Here is a 16,349-nt window from a genome sequence, read left to right on the forward strand (position 1 = left end):
TGTAGAGCAAAATACGCTTATTCTGTTGAAGGCGCATTTTGGTAAGTCACTTGTTTTGTTAAGCCATTTGATTTTTAGGCCACTGGGTATGCTTTAATTATGACTTGGGATTAAAACGCTGCAAATGGTTTCTTTAAGGAATGTGGATATAAAGAAATAATTATACTTCTCGTAAGATGAAATGGTTAAAAATAGTTGAATCTGAGTATAGATCGCAATTATTTGATAAGAATGTTAGTTACATCGATAATCTAATCTTTTAACTTGTTATACTAAAGTCTAACAATAAAGTTTATATTTAGATGGTATTTAGGGTTGGTGTTATGCACATTTATATCATGCGTCATGGCGATGCGGAAACATTTGCCGCTTCGGATGCAGAGCGGCCATTAAGTCAGATGGGGCACGATCAATCTTTGAAAGTGGCACAGCGCTGCAGAGACAATGGGCAAGAAGAATTTGATTTGGTGTTGGTCAGCCCATATTTGCGAGCACAACAAACATGGAAAACTATTTCGCCTATATTGAAAGCCAATAATGTTGAGGATTGTTCAGATATTACACCTTATGGCGATTCTGAAACCGTTGTTGAATATGTTTGCGCTCTTGCTGAAACACAATTTTTGCAAAATATATTGCTCGTTTCACACTTGCCATTAGTTGGTTATTTAACCGCAGATTTTGTAACAGACATGCCTCCACCGATGTTTCCAACCTCTGGAATGGTATGCATTGATTTCGATGTAGACACAAGAAAAGGCCAAATTATTTGGCAAGCTCAGCCTTAGTTTATCAACCTCAGATTTGGATAACTAGAGTCACTTAATAATAAAATAGTGTGAAGAATGTAAATTATTATCAATAAATTCAATTGGTTAATGAGTTCTCTATATTTTCTACTCCAAACCTGAGATTGTTCATAAGAGGCATGAAATAGGAGACCACATGGTTCTCCTTTTTATTGAGCGGAAAAGAAAAAATAGAGAGGACTACTCAGGAGTGGTAAGTAATATCAATAAAGCGCCATTACCACCGAATTCTAATGGAGCTTGATGATAGGCCATCACATCAGGGTGTTGAGCTAACCAAAGCGGCACTTTTTGCTTGAGAATGTGCCGGCCAATCCCATGCATGACACTGGCACAAGCGACGCCTTCTTTTACACAATGGGCGATCATTGCTCCTAATTCTCGCTTGGCTTCTAGTTGCGTCATTCCGTGTAAGTCTAAAAATACATCGGGCACATACACACCACGTCTTAAACGTTTAAGTTCATATTTAGAAACATCATCACGAGCATAGCGAGTTGGCCCATCTTCATTGAGTAAAGGGACAAACTCATCTGAAAAATAAAATTCATTATCCTTTGCTTCACGAAAGGTACGACGAATTTCTTTTTGTTGTAAATTCTTTTTCGGTTGTTGGATTATGGTATCCTGTGACAACTTTTTTACGCCCTTCATTTCTTGTTTAAATAGCGCAAATTCATCATCAAAATCGGTGTCTTTTTCGCTCATGAAAAATCCTTAATAATAAGGGGCGGTATTGTAACCCTAAGCCTAGCTAAGATGCGAGTTTCAATATGCTTACTCTAGTCAGTATAGGTTTGGCAGTGTAGCCATGCGGAGGCAAACTTGGATAAAATTTTTATAGATGAAGCAGTATCGGAACTTCATACGCTTCAAGATATGATCCGGTGGACAGTTAGTCGATTTAATGCGGCTGGTTTGTTCTACGGACATGGTACCGATAATTCTTGGGATGAGGCGGTTCAGCTTGTTTTGCCAACGCTTTATCTTCCTATTGACGTGCCACCGCATGTGTTAAATTCTCGTTTGATTACCAGTGAACGTTTACGAATTGTTGAGCGTGTGATTAAACGCATTAATGAGCGTACTCCAACGGCTTATTTAACCAATAAAGCGTGGTTCTGTGGCCTTGAATTTTATGTTGATGAACGTGTTTTAGTACCTCGTTCTCCCATTGGTGAAATGATCCAACAACAATTCCAGCCTTGGTTAATCCAAGAGCCAACCCGTATTATGGATCTATGTACTGGTAGTGGCTGTATCGCGATAGCGTGTGCTTACGCTTTTGAAGATGCTGAAGTGGATGCGATTGATATTTCGCTAGAGGCATTACAAGTAGCGGAGCGCAATATTCATGACCATGGCTTGGAGCAACAAGTCTTTCCGTTACGTTCTGATTTATTTAATGATATTCCTGAAGATAAGTACAACATCATCGTGACCAACCCACCTTATGTTGATCAAGAAGATATGGATAGCTTACCTGAAGAGTTCAAGCATGAGCCTGAGCTTGGTCTAGCGGCAGGTTCTGATGGATTAAAGCTGATGCGTCGTATTTTAGCGGACGCGCCAGATTATTTAACCGATGATGGTATTTTAATTTGTGAAGTGGGTAATTCGATGGTTCATGTGATGAATCAATACCCACACATTCCATTTACATGGCTTGAGTTCGAAAATGGTGGTCACGGAGTATTTTTATTAACTCGCGAGCAGTTAGTCGAACACGCGAGTGAATTTTCAATTTATAAAAAATAATCACATTAAATGTAAGTGTCATTAAACGACATGCCAACCTATATGCCCAAGTGAGTTTTGCATCTTTAGATAACTTGGGTATACATCGGGGGCTGGTATTTTTTATTCAAGACATCGTTGGTTATTTTAAAAATAGGGTTTACAAGTTTGTTGCTTGACGACACTATTCAAGAATGCAATTTAAATCAGCTGCAAAGCGAAAAGAATAAATTAAAGAGGGATTCATGGCAGGGAATAGTATTGGTCAACACTTTCGAGTAACAACGTTTGGTGAAAGCCATGGTAAAGCATTAGGTTGTATTGTTGATGGTTGTCCTCCGGGCTTAGAGCTGAATGAAGCTGATTTACAAAAAGATCTTGATCGTCGTCGTCCGGGTACTTCTCGTTATACTACAGCCCGTCGTGAACCTGATGAAGTAGAAATCTTAGGTGGCGTTTTTGAAGGTCAAACGACAGGTACATCGATTGGCTTAACCATTCAAAATACCGATCAGCGTTCAAAAGATTACTCGGAAATCATGGATAAGTTTCGTCCAGGCCATGCGGATTATACTTACCACCAAAAATATGGTGTCCGTGATTACCGTGGTGGTGGTCGTTCATCTGCTCGTGAAACTGCGATGCGTGTTGCCGCCGGTGGAATCGCTAAGAAATATCTGAAACAAGAGTTTGGCATTGAAATTCGTGGTTATTTGTCTCAAATGGGCGATGTGACGATTGATAAAGTTGATTGGGACGAAATTGAAAATAACCCATTTTTCTGTCCGGATGTTGATAAAGTCGATGCGTTTGATGGGTTGATCCGTGATTTGAAAAAACAAGGCGATTCTATCGGGGCGAAATTATCTGTTGTTGCCACTAATGTTCCTGTCGGCTTAGGTGAGCCTATTTTTGACCGTTTAGATGCGGATATCGCTCATGCTTTAATGGGCATTAATGCGGTAAAGGGTGTCGAAATCGGTGATGGTTTTGCGGTGGCTAATCAAAAAGGCAGTCAGCATCGTGATGAAATGTCACCACAAGGTTTTAAATCTAACCATGCAGGTGGTATTTTAGGTGGTATTTCTTCGGGTCAAGATATTGTAGCAAGTATCGCGCTTAAACCAACATCGAGCATTACCGTTCCGGGTGAAACTATTAACCGCAAAGGTGAATCAACGTCATTAATCACCAAAGGGCGTCATGATCCTTGTGTTGGAATTCGCGCCGTTCCAATTGCGGAAGCGATGCTGGCGATTGTTCTTATGGATCATCTATTGCGTCATCGTGGACAAAATCATAATGTGTCGACTGAAACACCAAAAATTTAAATAAGACTTTTTCTGAAAGCTTTTATTAATAGTAATGTTAATAAGGGCTTTTTTTATTGGGTTTAATTTTATAATGTCGATATGTATTAAATATGAGAAAGTTTTAACTGTACCTATTAATAAATTGCCTCTTCTCTCTTCCCCTTTTTTAGCGCTTAATTTTAATTAATTGATTGTTTATTTTGATTTTAAAATATTTGCTGCTAACTGTTTATCTTAGTTGGACAAAACTAAAATCGTGTCTTACTTTTTAATTGTAGATTTCTTTATATTTTTCTCACCTTTGAGAATTAGCCTACGCTGCTTTATATATTACTAAAATTCACAGGATGGTGGTCTATATGTTTCGACGGATAAATTATATAAGTTATATAGGTGGAGTTTCTGCACTATTAGCATTCTCATGCTATGCCGCTCCTGCAGACAAGTCTGTTGGCGTGAAGTTAGACTATAACTTTGCTCATTCTAGCTGTGAAAGTGACAACTTAGATTGTGATGATCAGTCGTTAGGAGGTGGGATTTATTTTCGTCACAATATTTATCAACCCTATTTTTATCAAATTGGTTTTGAATATTTAGGCCAATATGAAGCTATCTATCCTGCATTATCCAACCCGAGTGTAGGTGCGAAATATAAAGGTAATGTATTTGCTATTGGGGTATCGGCAGGACGTATTTTTTCATTAACGGAAAACCAAAATATCGTTGCTCAAATAGGGGCAATGCCTTGGTATATCGATGTTGAAGGGGATGAACTTGGAAGTAAAGTTGATAATGATAATAAAGGGATTTCGCCTTTTGCTTCATTGGCCTACCAATACAATATGTCAAAAAGTAGTTATCTAGAGCTGGGTTACCAGTATGTGTATGGCGTTGGATCAGATTCAACGGGTGGCGCGGATATTAATCAAGTATTTCTTGGGTTAGGGTATCGTTTTGGATCGTCGGAACCTGAAACCGTCGTTCAGACGGTAACCGAAACCAAGTATGTCACCGTGACAGAAAACAGTATGACGCTGAATCTAGGAGAAAATAATTCTACCGTGCTGTTTGGTTTTGATTCCTCAACACTTAATCCTGATATGTATTCTTTGCTTACTCCAATGGAAAATCGTTTGAATGATAATCCTGAAGCTTTGTTAACTATTGAAAGTCATACCGATAGCGTAGGTTCTGATGCTTATAATCAAAAATTATCACAACGACGTGGTGATGCACTAAAAGATTATTTTACCAATAAAGGTATTTCAGTTGATCGAATTACAGTGAAAGCTTATGGTGAGACAAGGCCTCTTGTACCCAACACGTCCGCCGAGAATCGTGCGACAAACCGACGTGTAGTGCTATTTTCCCCTTCTTTTGAAAAACAAGATGTGGTGAATGAAAAGACACAAAGTAGTGAGTCTTCTGTTCAAGGAGCCGAAAAATGATAAATTTAAAGAAATACACGAACGCCTTATTTTCTCTTTTTTTCCTTTTAGTTTTAGCCGCGTGTGGTAATGAAAGCAGTGGTCTACCATCTCAGGGTGGTGATGGTGGGCCGGTGGGCGATAGCGATGATGGCAGTATCGTGAGCCTAATGATTATGCCTGAAAACCCAAGTGTTGCTGCTGGTGAAGAGTTGCAATTAAGCGTTAAGGCGACTCAATCTGATGGTGAAGTCATTGACATTGATGCTTCTGAGGTCAGTTGGTTTTCAAGTGATCAGTCGATTGTTACCGTTAATAAAGATGGCGTGATGAAAGGAATAAAAGCGGGTACTGCTGAAGTGACCGCCGTTTATCAAGGTCAAGAAACAACTGTGACGGTCACCATTTCTCCGCCTACGCCCATAGGGTTACAGGTATTGCCACAAGTGACTAGTGTGGCTAGCGGAGTGGTGATTAATTTTGTTGCGCAAGGGAAGTATTCTGATGGGAGTAACAAAAATGTTTCGCAACAATCGACTTGGTCTAGTTCAAATGAATCGGCTGCTACCGTCAACTTAGGTGAAGTGACCACGATTGCACCAGGTGACGTTCAAATCAGTGCAGAGTGGGAAGGATTTTCTGGCAGCGCAGATTTAACGGTAACCAATGCAACACTTTCATCACTTAATATTAATCCTGCCAATTTAAATTTAGCTAATGGTACCAGTGATAAATTAACCGCTACCGCTGTATTTAGTGATGGAACCAGTGTGGATGTTTCTAATCAGACAACTTGGTCTTCAGATGCTGTAGGGATTGCCGACGTCGATTCGACGGGTTTGGTCACTGGGGCGGGAGTGGGAAGTGCTGTCATTACAGGAGTTTATAACGCAACAACAAGCACTGCTAATGTGAATGTTACCAACGCGACAGTATCGAGTATTAGTATATCTCCTGCTACGGTGAGTTTAGCCAATGGGTTAACTCAGCAGTTTACGGCAACCGCAAATTTTTCGGATGGGACTACGCAAAATGTCACTAGCAGCGTAACTTGGTCAAGCTCTGCTCCTAATGTTGCCTCTATTGATGCTCTAGGTTTAGCTTCTGCTGCTATGACAGGAAGCACGGTTATTACTGCCGAATATGGTGCTCAAACTTCGACGTCTAACTTAACGGTAACCGATGCGACTATTTTATCTTTAGTCGTTGAGCCTGACTCACTTACTATCGCCAAAGGTGGTAAAGCGGCTATCACGGTTACAGCGAATTATTCGGACGGTTCTAGCCAAGATGTCACCTCGCTAACAACAATTACAAGCGATGCCCCTGCAGTGGCATCCATTAATGCTGATAATTCAATACAAGCGGTTGGTGTTGGCAGTGCGAATGTTACTGCGACATTCAATAGTAGCGAGTCTGACCCTATTCCGGTCACGGTGACCGATGCGACGGTGAGCACATTAACGATTACCCCCGATCCGCTATCTTTAGCAAAAGGGACTCAGCAGCAATTAACGGCAACAGCGGAGTTCAGTGATGCTAGCTCACGTGATGTAACGAGTGAGGTCAGTTGGAGTACCGTGGATTCAGCCTTGGTGTCAGTCAGTTCATCAGGCCTAGCCAAAGGCGAAGGTGTTACCGCAGGAACTGATGTTACGGCAAGTTTCGGAGGGCAAAGTGATAGCCTTAATGTTGTTATTACCAATGCAACTGTAGCTTCATTGGCAGTAACACCGAATCCATTAAGCCTTGCTAAAGGGGACACAGAACCACTTACAGCAACGGCAACGTTATCTGACAGCAGTGTTCAAGATGTCACCAGCCAAGTGTCTTGGGCTTCGGATGATCCTAATATTGTGAGGGTTAATTCTAACGATGAAGCAGAGGGGGTAGAGCAGGGATCGGCAATATTAACAGCCACTTATTCCGATCCGGTAGCTGCGGTTAATGTGGTATCACCAAATGTTAACGTGACCGTAGGTGCTGCACGGGCTGATAGGCTGCGTCTTCAAGCCGTTGATAATTCATTAAATATTCTAGGGTTGATTCGCTTGACTCTAACCCAAGGTGATGAGCTATTTAGAATACAATCAACCGCGTATTTTTCCGATGGTTCACAGCAAGTATTGGATCCGAATGAAGTGATCTTTAGTTCAAGCAATAATGAGCTAATCGATATTGATGCGAATGTAATCAGTCTTGCGGATGCAGATGTGATTGGCTCTGCGGTGATCACGGGTACTTACCAATCATTGGTGAGTGAAAATGAAATTAATGCGGATTGCTTAACTAAAGTGACGATATTGGGATTAATCGGTCTAGGCCTTGCGTGTGACATTGATGACACTCAACCTAACCCTGATTATGTAGCACCATAGTCGGTAAACTAAGATAAGACGATAAAAAGCCTGCAGTTTTTCTGCAGGCTTTTCATTTTAATGCGGGATGCGTCTTTAGTAACCAGTCAATAATTAATGAACAGACCCTTCGACTTTCAGTTGAAAAATAGGTAATCGCCATTTAAATCGAACCGAAGCCATACGCATTAAGTAGCCAACGATTAAACTCGTAATGACGGTAATATTTTCATCAATAGAGAAATAATGCAGCGTTAAATATAAACATGCCACGACCAATGAAACTGAAGCGTATAGTTCATTATGCAGCACTAATGGTGCTTGGCGACAAATTAAGTCACGTAATAATCCACCAAATACGCCAGTTATGACTGCCGCTACAACACAAATACCATAATGTAGGCCCATATTAAGACCTACTTGGCACCCTATGACACTAAATGCGGCGAGCCCAAGTGCATCTAAGCGAATAAAAACACCATGAAATTTTACAACCCATTTGGCTAGCCAAGTCGTGACAATACCGGCAACGCAAGTGATTAATAAATATTCTGGGTGCTTTACCCAAGTTAAAGGATAGTGACCAAGTAAGATGTCTCTTACACTGCCGCCACCAATTGCGGTTGCGCTGGCAACCAACATGACACCAAACCAATCCATGTTTCTTCGACCTGCACTTAATGCGCCAGTCATGGCCTCCGCCGTAATACCAATAACATAAATAATGCTTAATAACATGAGGCGTTCACTTAATGTTTTTCCAATATAACTAATAGAGGCGGATTGTAGTTGTAAAATGTTCAAATGGCGAGTGAGAAAATTTGTGAAGATTTATGGGGTTTTGATTAGAAAAACTAATGTGATGTACGTGGTGTGTACAGTTATTGCTCAGGTTGGCTTTTTCTATACTTTACCTAATGGAGAAAAGTAAGGACAATAGTGCTTAATGTATCGATAGCCGTAATAACATGCCATGAGTTTAGTTGATAAAACCTATAAATCAGAAGATATCATTGTTCTTTTTAATCAGACTTTTTTTGATGCTTACAACACCAAATTAGTTCGTGGTGAAGATGAACCTATTTATCTTCCTGCTACGGATAGTGTTCCTTATCATCAAATTGTTTTTGCCCATGGTTTTTATGCCTCAGCGATGCACGAGATCGCACATTGGTGCGTGGCAGGACCAAAACGTAGGTTGTTAGAAGATTTTGGTTATTGGTATGAACCTGATGGGCGCACCGAACTAGTTCAAGCTGAGTTTGAAAAGGTTGAGATCCGTCCGCAATCTTATGAATGGATATTATCTGTGAGTGCTGGTCTGCCATTTTCTGTTAGCTGTGATAATTTAAATGGTGACTTTGAACCGGATCGTTTAGCGTTTATGCGCAAAGTGCACCAAGAAGTAATGTTGATTTTAGAACAAGGCTTACCCACTCGAGTTGGCATGTTATCGCAGGCACTACGATCGTTTTATGGTCAATCAACTTTATCGCCAGAACAATTTATTGTGGCGTAAATGACACCTTTATACTCAAGTAATAAGAGTATATTTAACCGACAAATAGAGACAGTATGATTATTGAATTGGAAGAACAACTCCTTGAAGCCATTGATGAGACGGTACAAACCGCATCGAATGATGAATTATTTGCTGGTGGTTATTTACGAGGCCATATTTCTTTATCCGCTGCAGATTGTGAGTTGGAAGGCATACAAGATATTGATGTCTTTAAGCAACGTATTCAAGCCAGTTTAGACGCTGCTCGAACGGAATTAACGCCAGCGGATCAGGTGATTGTTGCTCAGATGTGGCAGTCACTTGCCGCTAAAATTTAGTCGTAGGGGCTTCTTGTTCTGATTTTTCGAACGAGTTAATAAAAACAATTGGCTGTTGCTGATTTAAAAATAGATATATTGTTATTTCAACGAAACATTTGAACCTTACATCGGAGTCACTATGAAAATTATCGCATTTGGCGCAAGCAGCAGCTTTAACTCAATCAACAAAGCCTTAGCAACTTATACAGCAAACCTTGTTGAAGGCGCTGAGGTTGAAGTTTTGGACCTTAATGATTTTTCTGTTCCACTGTTTAGTGAAGATACAGAGAAAGAAGTGGGTCGTCCTGAAGGTGCGCAAGCCTACTTTGATAAGTTAGAGAGCGCAGATGCATTTGTGATTTCACTTGCTGAGCATAACGGCACTTACACAGCGGCTTATAAGAATTTGTTTGATTGGGCATCACGTATCAACCAACAAATGTTTGCCCACAAGCCAGTTGTTTATCTTTCAACAAGCCCTGGCCCTGGTGGCGCACAAAGTGTGTTAGCACAAGCGGTGGGCTCTGCAGCATTTTTCCATGCAGAAGTAAAAGCATCGGTTTCTGTACCAAGTTTTTATGATGTGTTTGATATGGAAAAAGGTGAAATGAAGGATGTCGCGATTGCTCAGCAATTAGCTCATGCTGCATCGGCTCTAAAAGCTTAGTTTCGACTCAGTCAGTCAAAATGAAATAAGAAAGCGGGATGAACTGAAATGGTTCATCCCGTTTTTTATCAAATCCGTTTGATAAAGATTCGTTTGATAAAATAAAGGTTACGATTCTTCGGTAATCGGACGTCCTTTCAGCATTTTTCTCACCCACATTCGGGAGGGGTGAATTTTTTCTAACACGTCGAGTGGTAAAGGCAGCGGGTCCCCCACGATTTGTGAGGCGAGGGTTTCGGCTAATAATGGGGCAGAACATAATCCTCTTGCACCTAGACCCACCATGCAAAATAGATTAGGGTAAATAGGCACATTTGGCATTAAATCTGAACGCTTACGCAATATTTGTGGATCGATTTCAGAGTAGGCTTGAACAACGGGTTCAAATTGACAAACGTTACCTACAAAAGGTAAGTGATCGCGTGTTACGCTACGAATACCTTGGCGCGATTGGTTACTGCTGGTGTCGACATCATTTGGCCAACTTTGATTGGGAATGCAATTTTTTAAACGTTCTCCATTGCTTTGTTGAGCACCACTATCAAATTCATGATCAATATTATTTCGATCGTAACTGGCACCAATACAATGGTGTCCATTGTGCATATTTTGCGGTGTCATGTAGCCGTCGTAGCATAATACAGTGTTGAGTTTTGCTAAGTTTTCAGTGGTTGGAATATGGCTCACTTGGCCTTTAACCGACGTCGCGGCTATATGTTTAAGTTGCTCAAAACGTGAGAATTGATAACCATTGGCGACCACTACACAACCATGTCGAAATGCTTGCTTGTCCGTTATTAGATTCCAGCTTTCATCTTCGGCATTAAACGTTAATGATTCGATTCTCGTTTCAAACTTCACTTCAAAATTGGGGCGTTCGGCTAGCTTATCAATGAGTGCTTGGGTCAGTTGTTGAGGACAAAGCCAGCCACCGAGTGGGTAATATATACTCTCCAAATCAACGTTAAGTCCAACGACGTCTGAGGTTTCTAAGGCGTTGAGTGGGCGTAATAATTGATCGGAATAATGGTTAAGCAGCATTTTATCGAGTTTACTTTTCGCTTTGTCATTCCAGGCCAATTGAGTCACACCACAGAAGTCATGATCAAAGGTAACCTGCTGAGAAGCTTGCTTAACGAATTGGCGAGCAAATAAAAATGCCGGAGCAAAGAATCGATTAAGTGGTGATTGTGGTTCGGCGATTAAAGGATAAAGTGCCCCTTGTCGGTTCCCCGATGCGCCAAGTGCAGGTGTTTTATCTTCGCAATAAAGCGTTACGTTTAAGCCTCGACGATGTAAAGACAAAGCAAGAGTGGCGCTGGCAATACCGCCACCAATGATCGCAATATTGTCATTTTGACTACGATGTGTTGATGGTGTTCTCTGAAACCAAGGTTCAATATTCGATTTTTCCACTCGTTGAACTAACTCGCCTGCCACCATTTCTCGCTTGGTACCAAAGCCTTTGACTTTCTTCATGTCAAAGCCAGCTTCAATTAATCCACGGCGCACAAAACCTGCGGCTGTAAAGGTTGCACAGGTACCTTGTGATTTTGTTAAATTTGCCATGGCTTTAAACAGATTGTCATTCCACATGTCTTGGTTTTTACTGGGGGCGAAACCATCTAAAAACCAAGCATCAACTAAACCTTCTTTATTTTGGGCTAATTGAGGCAGGCTATCGTGAATATCCCCAAACCACAGATCGAGCGTGATCATGCCATGGGCTAAGATTAACCGATGACATTCTGGTACCGCGATAGGGTAGTGTTGCTGTAGTTGTTGGGCAAGTGTTGAAAGCTCGGGCCATGCTTGATGGGCTTTTATCAAGTCAGCAATGTTGACAGGGTATTTCTCAAAACTGATGAAGTGCAATTGAGTCAGTTCTGAATGAGGCTTGTCTAAACGAAATTGCTCAAAAGCATGCCAAGCAGCGAGAAAGTTTAGCCCGGTACCAAAACCTGTTTCGGCGATGACAAAACGAGACTGTTCGAATGATTTCCAACGTGTTGGGAGATGATTTTGCTGTATGAAGACATATCGGCTTTCTTCTAACCCATTTGCATTTGAGAAGTAGACATCATCAAACTGATTGGAAATTGGTGTGCCGGATTCATTCCAATCTAACTGTGCATTTTGTATTACGCTCATATTACCTGTCATTTTGTATCAATTTGGGGCTATTATATACTTAAACAATATGACATTGCTGACTTCTAAGGGGGAAATAATATTAAAAGTAATAATGTAAGGTAACAAGTTCTAACCTTTTAACATTAAGGACTTTTCGGTAGCATGTCTCACAGATGGTGTTTAATCACTCTTAGATGGAATACGACAACGCAGCAGTTGTCATAAATAATGACTATTATAGGAAAGCTGACCACTTTTATTGCTAAGTCAGTTATCATTAAGCGATTTTTGAATTATAGGAACGTCACATGAAACGAGCCGTCATCACTGGTCTAGGCATTGTATCTAGTATTGGTAATAACGTAGAAGAAGTATTAGCGTCTTTAAAAACAGGCAAATCTGGTATTACCGGTTCTGAACAGTTTAAAGAAGCAGGCCTACGCTCTCAAGTTTGGGGTGAATTAAAAATCACACCAAGTGATCATATTGATCGTAAACAAATGCGTTTTATGGGTGATACTGCCTCTTACGCTTATCTTGCTATGCAACAAGCCGTTGAAGATTCTAAGTTAACTGAAGATCAAGTTTCAAATGATCGTACAGGTTTGGTTGCAGGTTCAGGTGGCATTTCATCTCAAAACCAAGTCGTTTCAGTTGATACTATTCGTGAGAAAGGAGTGAAACGCGTTGGACCGTACATGGTTCCTCGTACTATGGCTTCCACTGTTTCAGCTTGCTTGGCTACGCCATTTAAAATTCGTGGTGTGAACTACAGCATTAGCTCTGCATGTGCAACGTCAGCACACTGTATTGGTCATGCGCTTGAGCTTATTCAACTAGGTAAGCAAGATGTTGTGTTTGCTGGTGGCGGTGAAGAACTGCATTGGTCATCTGCAATGATGTTTGATGCCATGGGTGCACTATCTACTAAGTACAATGAAGAGCCAGAAAAAGCGTCTCGTACTTATGATGCAAACCGTGATGGTTTCGTTATCTCTGGCGGCGGTGGTATGGTCGTTATCGAAGAACTTGAGCATGCTATTGCTCGTGGCGCGAAAATTTACGGTGAAATTGTCGGTTACGGTGCAACATCAGATGGCTATGACATGGTTGCTCCATCGGGTGAAGGTGCTGTGCGCTGTATGAAGATGGCAATGCAAAATGTGGACTCTATCGATTACGTGAACACTCACGGTACCTCTACCCCTGTGGGCGATGTGAAAGAGCTTGGCGCAATCCAAGAGGTCTTTGGTAAAGATAGCGGCGGAAAATGCCCTGCAATATCTGCAACCAAAGCAATGACTGGCCACGCACTTGGCGCGGCAGGTGTACACGAAGCGATTTATTCTACGTTAATGTTAGAACATAACTTCATTGCACCAAGCATTAATGTCGAAACATTAGATCCAGCAGCGGAAGGTTTGGATATTGTCACAGAACCTCGTGAGCAAGAATTGAAGACCGTGATGTCAAATAGCTTTGGTTTCGGTGGCACTAACGCAACGCTTGTGATTAAGAAATACGAAGCTTAATTTTTTTATCTTCGATTTTGACTTAAAAAATCCTCGGCTTATGTCGGGGATTTTTTTATGATGGCAAAATGAAATATCACGAGAGCAAAAAATGAAAATAATCATTGATGAAAACATGCCATATGCCGAGGTATTATTTAGCCAGTTAGGTGAGGTGATCATGAAATCTGGCCGAGACTTAACAGCTGACGATCTTATTGGTGTTGATGCGTTAATGATTCGCTCTGTGACCAAAGTGAATGCAGACTTACTGAGCAAAGCTGATAAATTAAAGTTTGTTGGTACAGCGACGGCGGGAATGGACCATGTCGATCAAGCATTATTAGTTGAAAAAGGCATTAAGTTTACTGCGGCACCTGGTTGTAATAAAGTGGGTGTCGCTGAATATGTCATTAGCTCTTTGTTAGTGATTGCTCAACAACAAGGCTTTTCTCTTTTTGATAAAACCGTTGGCATTGTCGGTGCAGGTCAAGTGGGATCTTATTTAGCGCAATGCTTAAATGCGATTGGAATTAAAGTGTTATTAAATGATCCACTCAAGCAAGCACAAGGCGATACTCGGGACTTTATAGACCTTGATACCTTATTGAAAGTGTCGGACGTCATTTCTTTGCATACGCCAATCACCAAAGAAGGTCAGTACCCGACACATCATTTAATTGATGACTCTAGACTTAATGCTTTACGTGCCGATCAAATCTTGATTAATGCAGCACGTGGGCCGGTGGTGGATAATCAAGCTTTAAAATATCGATTGCAGCAGAACGATGGCTTTACTGCGGTATTGGATGTATTTGAGAAAGAGCCGTTAGTGGATTTAGAATTACTGCCATTACTGACTTTTGCCACTCCACACATTGCTGGCTATGGTTTAGAGGGTAAGGCTCGTGGTACGACGATGATTTTTAATCGCTATTGTGAGTTTCTTGGTTTAGCTTTCAAAGCCAATCCCGACGATTTACTGCCGATTGCGCCCGTTCCTAATGTGCAGTTATCAAGCGGTTGGAGCCAAGATACAGAGAAAAACCAAGCATTACTGCACAATTTGACTCAGTTGATTTATGATGTGCGCCATGATGATGCGGTTTTCCGTCGCCATATTTCGATTAATCACACAGACCAACAAGCGAAAGCATTTGATGCTCTGCGTAAAAATTACTGGGATCGTCGTGAATACAGTGCCATTTGTTTGGGGATTATCCATGAGCAAATACTTGTGCAGAATAATGCTTCAGCAATGGTTCAGGAACAAAATACGGTTGATGTTATGCCATTTATCCAGCTAGGCTTTAAAAGCGATCAGTATAGATAAATCTGTTTAAATTTATCGCTTTATTATTTTTAATTGAGGTTTCAATGAGTCAAGAATTTAACGTTGCTATTTTCGGTGCTACCGGTGCGGTAGGCGAGGCCATGCTAGAAGTTTTACAAGAACGTAAATTTCCAGTGGGCAATCTTTACCTGTTAGCGAGTGAGCGCAGTGAAGGAAAAACCTATCGCTTTAATGGCAAAACAATTCGAGTACAAAATGTTGAAGAATTCGATTGGACACAAGTTCATATTGCATTATTTTCAGCTGGAGCCGAGCTTTCAGAAAAATGGGCACCGATTGCCGCGGATGAAGGGGTTGTCGTTATCGATAATACCTCTCAATTTCGTTATGATTTTGATATTCCTTTGGTTGTTCCTGAAGTTAATCCTGAAGCGATTGCTGAGTTTCGTAACCGTAACATCATTGCCAACCCAAACTGTTCAACGATTCAAATGTTAGTGGCGTTAAAGCCTATCCATGACGCAGTGGGCATTGAACGTATTAATGTTTCAACCTACCAATCTGTTTCTGGGGCTGGTAAAGCCGGGATTGATGAGTTAGCAGGGCAAACCGCAAAACTATTGAATGGTTTACCCGTCGAAACAGCAGCATTTACGCAACAGATTGCGTTTAATTGTATCCCTCAAATCGATACGATGATGGAAAATGGTTACACCAAAGAAGAAATGAAAATGGTGTGGGAAACGCAAAAAATCTTTAATGACCCTTCTATTCAAGTGAATCCAACTTGTGTTCGTGTTCCTGTGTTTTTTGGGCATGCAGAATCTCTTCACATTGAAACTCAATCGCCTATTGATGCTGAACAAGTGATGGAATTATTCGAAAAAACTGACGGTATTGAACTGTTCCGTAACGCGGATTATCCAACACAAGTTCGTGATGCGGCAGGGAAAGACACAGTATTGATTGGCCGAGTGCGTAACGATATTAGCCATCACAGTGGAATTAATCTGTGGGTTGTCGCTGATAATGTTCGTAAAGGGGCGGCGACTAACGCGGTGCAAATCGCAGAAGTACTTATCCGAGATTATTTTTAAGTCATTATTGTTATAAAGAAAATATTATAACGCGAATGGTGTTACGAGAAGCTCTATACATTGTATAGGGCTTTTTTATTATCTATAAATTGACTTAATTGTTAATTAGGACAGGCTATTAGGTAAAAAACCTTGTGAAATAGGTGTTTTTTGTCATCATCACTACCCGAATAGGGTCATTAT

At 40.9% G+C, this 16,349-nt stretch carries 14 protein-coding genes; 11 read left to right on the plus strand and 3 right to left on the minus strand.

Annotated elements, in window-relative coordinates:
- Nucleotides 1–323 precede the first annotated feature (323 nt).
- Nucleotides 324–788: a phosphohistidine phosphatase SixA gene (gene sixA / locus VCASEI_RS04450; RefSeq protein ID WP_086958064.1), complete on the plus strand. Its 465-nt coding sequence runs from the start codon at nucleotides 324–326 to the stop codon at nucleotides 786–788.
- 201 nt (nucleotides 789–989) lie between these two features.
- Here the strand turns inward: sixA and smrB are convergent, their stop codons facing one another.
- On the minus strand, nucleotides 990–1,517 hold the full coding sequence (gene smrB / locus VCASEI_RS04455; RefSeq protein WP_086958066.1) for an endonuclease SmrB: 528 nt from the start codon (nucleotides 1,515–1,517) through the stop codon (nucleotides 990–992).
- A 117-nt stretch (nucleotides 1,518–1,634) separates the two neighbouring features.
- Here smrB and prmB point away from each other — a divergent pair, with 117 nt between their 5' ends.
- The 4 genes from prmB (at nucleotide 1,635) to VCASEI_RS04475 (ending at nucleotide 7,664) form a co-directional block, all read left to right on the plus strand.
- The gene (prmB, locus tag VCASEI_RS04460) at nucleotides 1,635–2,567 is read left to right on the plus strand and encodes a 50S ribosomal protein L3 N(5)-glutamine methyltransferase (RefSeq protein WP_086958068.1); all 933 of its coding nucleotides are present in this window, start codon (nucleotides 1,635–1,637) and stop codon (nucleotides 2,565–2,567) included.
- Between the two features lie 224 nt (nucleotides 2,568–2,791).
- The gene (gene aroC, locus VCASEI_RS04465; RefSeq protein WP_086958070.1) at nucleotides 2,792–3,877 is read left to right on the plus strand and encodes a chorismate synthase; all 1,086 of its coding nucleotides are present in this window, start codon (nucleotides 2,792–2,794) and stop codon (nucleotides 3,875–3,877) included.
- A 341-nt stretch (nucleotides 3,878–4,218) separates the two neighbouring features.
- Nucleotides 4,219–5,307, plus strand: a complete 1,089-nt coding sequence (locus tag VCASEI_RS04470) for an OmpA family protein (protein WP_162621021.1) — start codon at nucleotides 4,219–4,221, stop codon at nucleotides 5,305–5,307.
- On the plus strand, nucleotides 5,304–7,664 hold the full coding sequence (locus VCASEI_RS04475; RefSeq protein WP_089110395.1) for an Ig-like domain-containing protein: 2,361 nt from the start codon (nucleotides 5,304–5,306) through the stop codon (nucleotides 7,662–7,664). Before VCASEI_RS04470 ends, VCASEI_RS04475 begins: the two co-directional genes overlap by 4 nt.
- A gap of 93 nt (nucleotides 7,665–7,757) precedes the next feature.
- On the opposite strand, the gene VCASEI_RS04480 is transcribed toward VCASEI_RS04475, so the two are convergent.
- Nucleotides 7,758–8,381 (minus strand): trimeric intracellular cation channel family protein, encoded by a 624-nt coding sequence (locus VCASEI_RS04480; RefSeq protein WP_089110394.1) that lies wholly within the window; start codon nucleotides 8,379–8,381, stop codon nucleotides 7,758–7,760.
- 235 nt (nucleotides 8,382–8,616) lie between these two features.
- Between VCASEI_RS04480 and VCASEI_RS04485 the strand changes: the two genes are divergently transcribed.
- From VCASEI_RS04485 to VCASEI_RS04495, 3 genes are all read left to right on the plus strand, one after another.
- A complete protein-coding gene (locus tag VCASEI_RS04485) occupies nucleotides 8,617–9,162 on the plus strand; it encodes an elongation factor P hydroxylase (protein ID WP_089110393.1) in 546 nt (181 codons plus the stop codon).
- Nucleotides 9,163–9,218: 56 nt separating this feature from the next.
- On the plus strand, nucleotides 9,219–9,482 hold the full coding sequence (locus tag VCASEI_RS04490) for a YfcL family protein (protein ID WP_086960593.1): 264 nt from the start codon (nucleotides 9,219–9,221) through the stop codon (nucleotides 9,480–9,482).
- Nucleotides 9,483–9,603: 121 nt separating this feature from the next.
- Nucleotides 9,604–10,131, plus strand: a complete 528-nt coding sequence (locus tag VCASEI_RS04495; protein WP_086960592.1) for an NADPH-dependent FMN reductase — start codon at nucleotides 9,604–9,606, stop codon at nucleotides 10,129–10,131.
- A 108-nt stretch (nucleotides 10,132–10,239) separates the two neighbouring features.
- Here VCASEI_RS04495 and mnmC read toward each other — a convergent pair whose 3' ends face one another.
- The gene (mnmC, locus tag VCASEI_RS04500; protein WP_086960602.1) at nucleotides 10,240–12,282 is read right to left on the minus strand and encodes a bifunctional tRNA (5-methylaminomethyl-2-thiouridine)(34)-methyltransferase MnmD/FAD-dependent 5-carboxymethylaminomethyl-2-thiouridine(34) oxidoreductase MnmC; all 2,043 of its coding nucleotides are present in this window, start codon (nucleotides 12,280–12,282) and stop codon (nucleotides 10,240–10,242) included.
- A 290-nt stretch (nucleotides 12,283–12,572) separates the two neighbouring features.
- Here mnmC and fabB point away from each other — a divergent pair, with 290 nt between their 5' ends.
- From fabB to VCASEI_RS04515, 3 genes are all read left to right on the plus strand, one after another.
- Entirely contained in the window at nucleotides 12,573–13,796 is a 1,224-nt protein-coding gene (gene fabB / locus VCASEI_RS04505; RefSeq protein WP_086960590.1) for a beta-ketoacyl-ACP synthase I, read from the plus strand.
- Nucleotides 13,797–13,887: 91 nt separating this feature from the next.
- Complete coding sequence (locus VCASEI_RS04510; protein WP_086960589.1) at nucleotides 13,888–15,108, plus strand: 4-phosphoerythronate dehydrogenase; 1,221 nt, start codon at nucleotides 13,888–13,890, stop codon at nucleotides 15,106–15,108.
- 44 nt (nucleotides 15,109–15,152) lie between these two features.
- Nucleotides 15,153–16,166, plus strand: coding sequence for an aspartate-semialdehyde dehydrogenase (locus VCASEI_RS04515; protein ID WP_086960588.1), 1,014 nt, complete (start codon nucleotides 15,153–15,155; stop codon nucleotides 16,164–16,166).
- The last annotated feature ends 183 nt before the right edge of the window (nucleotides 16,167–16,349 follow it).

Source organism: Vibrio casei (genome assembly GCF_002218025.2).
Classification (GTDB): Bacteria; Pseudomonadota; Gammaproteobacteria; order Enterobacterales; family Vibrionaceae; genus Vibrio; species Vibrio casei.

What these genes read in the sequence shown, in the direction of transcription:
- fabB (WP_086960590.1), top strand. Translation starts at nt 12,573, where the DNA reads ATGAAACGAGCCGTCATCACTGGTCTAGGCATTGTATCTAGTATTGGT.
- VCASEI_RS04515 (WP_086960588.1), top strand. Translation starts at nt 15,153, where the DNA reads ATGAGTCAAGAATTTAACGTTGCTATTTTCGGTGCTACCGGTGCGGTA.
- aroC (WP_086958070.1), top strand. Translation starts at nt 2,792, where the DNA reads ATGGCAGGGAATAGTATTGGTCAACACTTTCGAGTAACAACGTTTGGT.
- VCASEI_RS04490 (WP_086960593.1), top strand. Translation starts at nt 9,219, where the DNA reads ATGATTATTGAATTGGAAGAACAACTCCTTGAAGCCATTGATGAGACG.
- VCASEI_RS04480 (WP_089110394.1), bottom strand. Translation starts at nt 8,381, where the DNA reads ATGTTATTAAGCATTATTTATGTTATTGGTATTACGGCGGAGGCCATG.
- sixA (WP_086958064.1), top strand. Translation starts at nt 324, where the DNA reads ATGCACATTTATATCATGCGTCATGGCGATGCGGAAACATTTGCCGCT.
- mnmC (WP_086960602.1), bottom strand. Translation starts at nt 12,282, where the DNA reads ATGAGCGTAATACAAAATGCACAGTTAGATTGGAATGAATCCGGCACA.
- VCASEI_RS04470 (WP_162621021.1), top strand. Translation starts at nt 4,219, where the DNA reads ATGTTTCGACGGATAAATTATATAAGTTATATAGGTGGAGTTTCTGCA.
- smrB (WP_086958066.1), bottom strand. Translation starts at nt 1,517, where the DNA reads ATGAGCGAAAAAGACACCGATTTTGATGATGAATTTGCGCTATTTAAA.
- VCASEI_RS04495 (WP_086960592.1), top strand. Translation starts at nt 9,604, where the DNA reads ATGAAAATTATCGCATTTGGCGCAAGCAGCAGCTTTAACTCAATCAAC.
- VCASEI_RS04475 (WP_089110395.1), top strand. Translation starts at nt 5,304, where the DNA reads ATGATAAATTTAAAGAAATACACGAACGCCTTATTTTCTCTTTTTTTC.
- VCASEI_RS04485 (WP_089110393.1), top strand. Translation starts at nt 8,617, where the DNA reads ATGAGTTTAGTTGATAAAACCTATAAATCAGAAGATATCATTGTTCTT.
- VCASEI_RS04510 (WP_086960589.1), top strand. Translation starts at nt 13,888, where the DNA reads ATGAAAATAATCATTGATGAAAACATGCCATATGCCGAGGTATTATTT.